General features: G+C 66.6%; 3 protein-coding genes. 1 reads left to right on the top strand and 2 read right to left on the bottom strand.

Annotated features, from left to right (window positions below; genetic code table 11):
• Window positions 1-766: phosphate ABC transporter permease family protein (locus tag RT123_RS15660; RefSeq protein WP_313010169.1), on the bottom strand; the 766-nt coding region annotated here is incomplete at its 3' end.
• A gap of 140 nt (window positions 767-906) precedes the next feature.
• Window positions 907-2,304: an ATP-binding protein gene (locus tag RT123_RS15655; RefSeq protein WP_313010167.1), complete on the bottom strand. Its 1,398-nt coding sequence runs from the start codon at window positions 2,302-2,304 to the stop codon at window positions 907-909.
• 144 nt (window positions 2,305-2,448) lie between these two features.
• Here RT123_RS15655 and RT123_RS15650 point away from each other — a divergent pair.
• On the top strand, window positions 2,449-2,897 hold a 449-nt coding region (locus RT123_RS15650), incomplete at its 3' end, for an MHYT domain-containing protein (RefSeq protein WP_313010165.1).

The raw sequence follows: 2,897 nt of genomic DNA, 5'->3' as shown, positions 1-2,897 counted from the left end.
TGGCCGACAGCAGGCCGTTCGGCGCAGCGACGCACATGGCGATGACCATGATCAGCAGGGTGCCGGCGAACAGCGGCACAGCCCCGAAGGCGCCCGAGGACCCGACCTGATCGGCGCGGATGGCGATCTGCGGGCTCCATTGGGTGCCAAACAGGAAGTCGAGAACCGGCACCTTCTGGAAGAAGCGGAAGCTGTCGAAGGCCAGGGAGGCGATGATGCCCAGGGTCGTCAGGACGGCAATGGCCGAGCAGACGAACAGGGCGCCGTAGATCCAGCCCTCGACCCGGTTGCGGGCGCGCGTCTGAGGCTTGATCTGCGTCAGGGCGAACAGGCCGCCCAGGATGGCGGCCAGGATGGCGGCGACACCGCCGCCCCACGACAGGGTGCGTTCGATGCGAACCATGCGGCGCGCCTCGACCGGCAGCTGTTCGGCCAGCGGGCGTTCCCAGATCTGCAGCGCGGCCTCTCCGCGACCCACGCGGTGGGCGTCGGCGAAGAAGGCGTCGCGGCGGAACGGCTCCAGCGCCGCGACCGCATCAGGCGTACCGACCGCGGTCAACTGACGCTGAAGCGGGGCGGCGAAGACCGAGGCCAGGATCAAGACCAGCAGAGCCGGCGCGGTGCCCCAGATCAGGGCATAGGCGCCGTGCTGGCCGGGGCGGGAATGGGGCTTTGCGCCGATCGCACGACGACGCGCCAACGTACGTCCGCCCAAGAAGGCGGCCGCACTCAAGGCGACGAGGATCAGCAAATAAATCCAGATCATTCAGAAGTCCGAAGCGCCGTGCGCGAATCGACGACGGTCCTGAACATCGGGACCAACGCGGCGCGACTACTGCCTGCGAATGGTCAGCGGATTACGACGGGTCGATGACAGTTGGGTGACAGCGACCGTCCGTCGCGGCCTCAGCGTCGCTCTACCGGCTGGGGAAACCAGGCGGTGAAGGCGGCGCCCATGCCGGGCGCGCTTTCGACCACCAGGCCGCCCTGGTGACGGTTGATGATGTGTTTGACGATGGCCAGGCCCAGCCCCGTCCCCTGCCGCTCGCCGCTCTTTTGACCCTCGACCCGATAGAAGCGCTCGGTCAGGCGGGGCAGGTGTTCGCGCGCCATGCCGGGCCCATGATCGCGCACCGTGACGGCGGCATAGGAGACGCCCGCCGTGCGGTCCGGCGTGACCAGCGGCAGTCGTGTCGCGCCAGGCATGCGCGAGGCCCAGGCCTCGTCGAACGACAGATCCGAACGGACCGAGATTTCGACCGTGCCGTTACGTGACGAATATTTGACGGCGTTGTCGAGCAGGTTCTGCACCACCTGCAATATCTCGTCCCGATCGCCGCTGATCGACGCCCTCGCCTCACCCTGATCCAGGGCGATGGCGATCTCCTTTTCGCGCGTCAGAACGCTGATGGCGTCGACCACGTCAGAGGCGGCGCGGTCCAGATCGACGCGGCCAGAGGGCGGAATATGCTCGTTCAGCTCGATCCGGCTCAGCGACAGCAAATCCGCGACCAACCGCCCCATCCGGTCCGCCTGGGCCGACATGATGTCGAGGAATCGATCGCGCGCGACAACATCCTCGCGGGCATGGCCTTTCAGGGTCTCGATGAAACCGCTGAGCGAGGCCAGGGGCGTACGCAGTTCGTGACTGGCGTTGGCCAGAAAATCCACGCGCATCATCTCGATGCGGCGCGAGTCCGTTTCGTCGCGCAGGATCAGCAGGGCCAGCTCCGACCCGGCCTTCCCTGACGCTTCGAGTGAGAGCGGACGGGTCCAGGCGCGCCAGCGTCGGTCGCGCTGACCGCCCGTCGTATAATCCGTTGTGCGCGCCGTCCCGCCGAACAGGGCCTCGTCAACCGCCTCCAGCACGCCCGGTTCGCGGATCACCTGAACCAGCAAGGCGCCTTGGCGCTGGATGCGCAGAAGTTCGCGCGCAGCCGCGTTCGCCATCACGATGCGTCGCCCGGCGATGTCGTCCGGCTCGCCGCCGCTGACCACCAGCACCGGATCATCCAGCGCCTCGAACACCCGGTCGAGAAGATCGCCTGTCACCATGTCGATGGCGGGCTCGGTCGCAGCGCCTTGACTGGCCGCCGGCTCAGCCCTGGCCGCCTCGTTCATGTTCAACAGCCAGGCCGAGGCCGCCACGATCACTGCCCCGCCGACCAGCCAGTTCGCAAGTTCGGGATGCAGAATCGCCAACACCAGCAGGGTCACGATGGCGATGCCGATGCTGGCGCCGACCGTCCACAGCCGCGAGGTGGAGACCGGCGCGACAGGCGATGGCGAGACTTCGTAAGGCATGGGTCCGGGCGACCTCGAACTGAAGAACGATTCCGATCCTTGCACGGATTCTGTGACGGCGTGCCGACAGCCTGAGGCGCCCATAAGCTTCGCCGCACGGTTTCTTTAGGATTGTCGCCTATCATACACCCAAGGGGAGGCCTCGTGGACCGCATCATCCATTGCATTGCGCACGATCACGACTGGCGGATTACGGTGTTCGCTGCGCTGATCTGCATGGCCGGTCTGGGCGTGTCGACCCATGTCATGCAGAAGATGGGTCGGCGCGACCCCGATCGACGCCGCCATGCGGTCCTGCTAGCCGTCATGATCGGCGCCCTGTCGATCTGGGCGACCCATTTCGTGGCCATGCAAGGGTTCGTGGCCGGTGTGCCGGTGCGTTACAATCCGTTCCTGACAGTCGCCTCTCTTGGGATCGCGCTGGCCATGATCGGCCTGACCATCGGCTCGACGTTGATGGGCAAGGGCCGGATGTGGCGCGTGCTTGCTGCGGTGATCGCGGTCGCCGGCGTCGGCGCCATGCATTATCTGGGCATGGCCGCCATAAGAGCGCCGGCGCACATCAGCTGGGATCCCGGTCTTGTCGCCCTGTC

This window comes from Brevundimonas vesicularis (genome assembly GCF_032067225.1).
GTDB classification, from domain to species: domain Bacteria; phylum Pseudomonadota; class Alphaproteobacteria; order Caulobacterales; family Caulobacteraceae; genus Brevundimonas; species Brevundimonas vesicularis_F.
The sequence above is the reverse complement of the archived record's forward strand: the minus strand, read 5'-3'. Positions and strand labels throughout refer to the sequence as shown.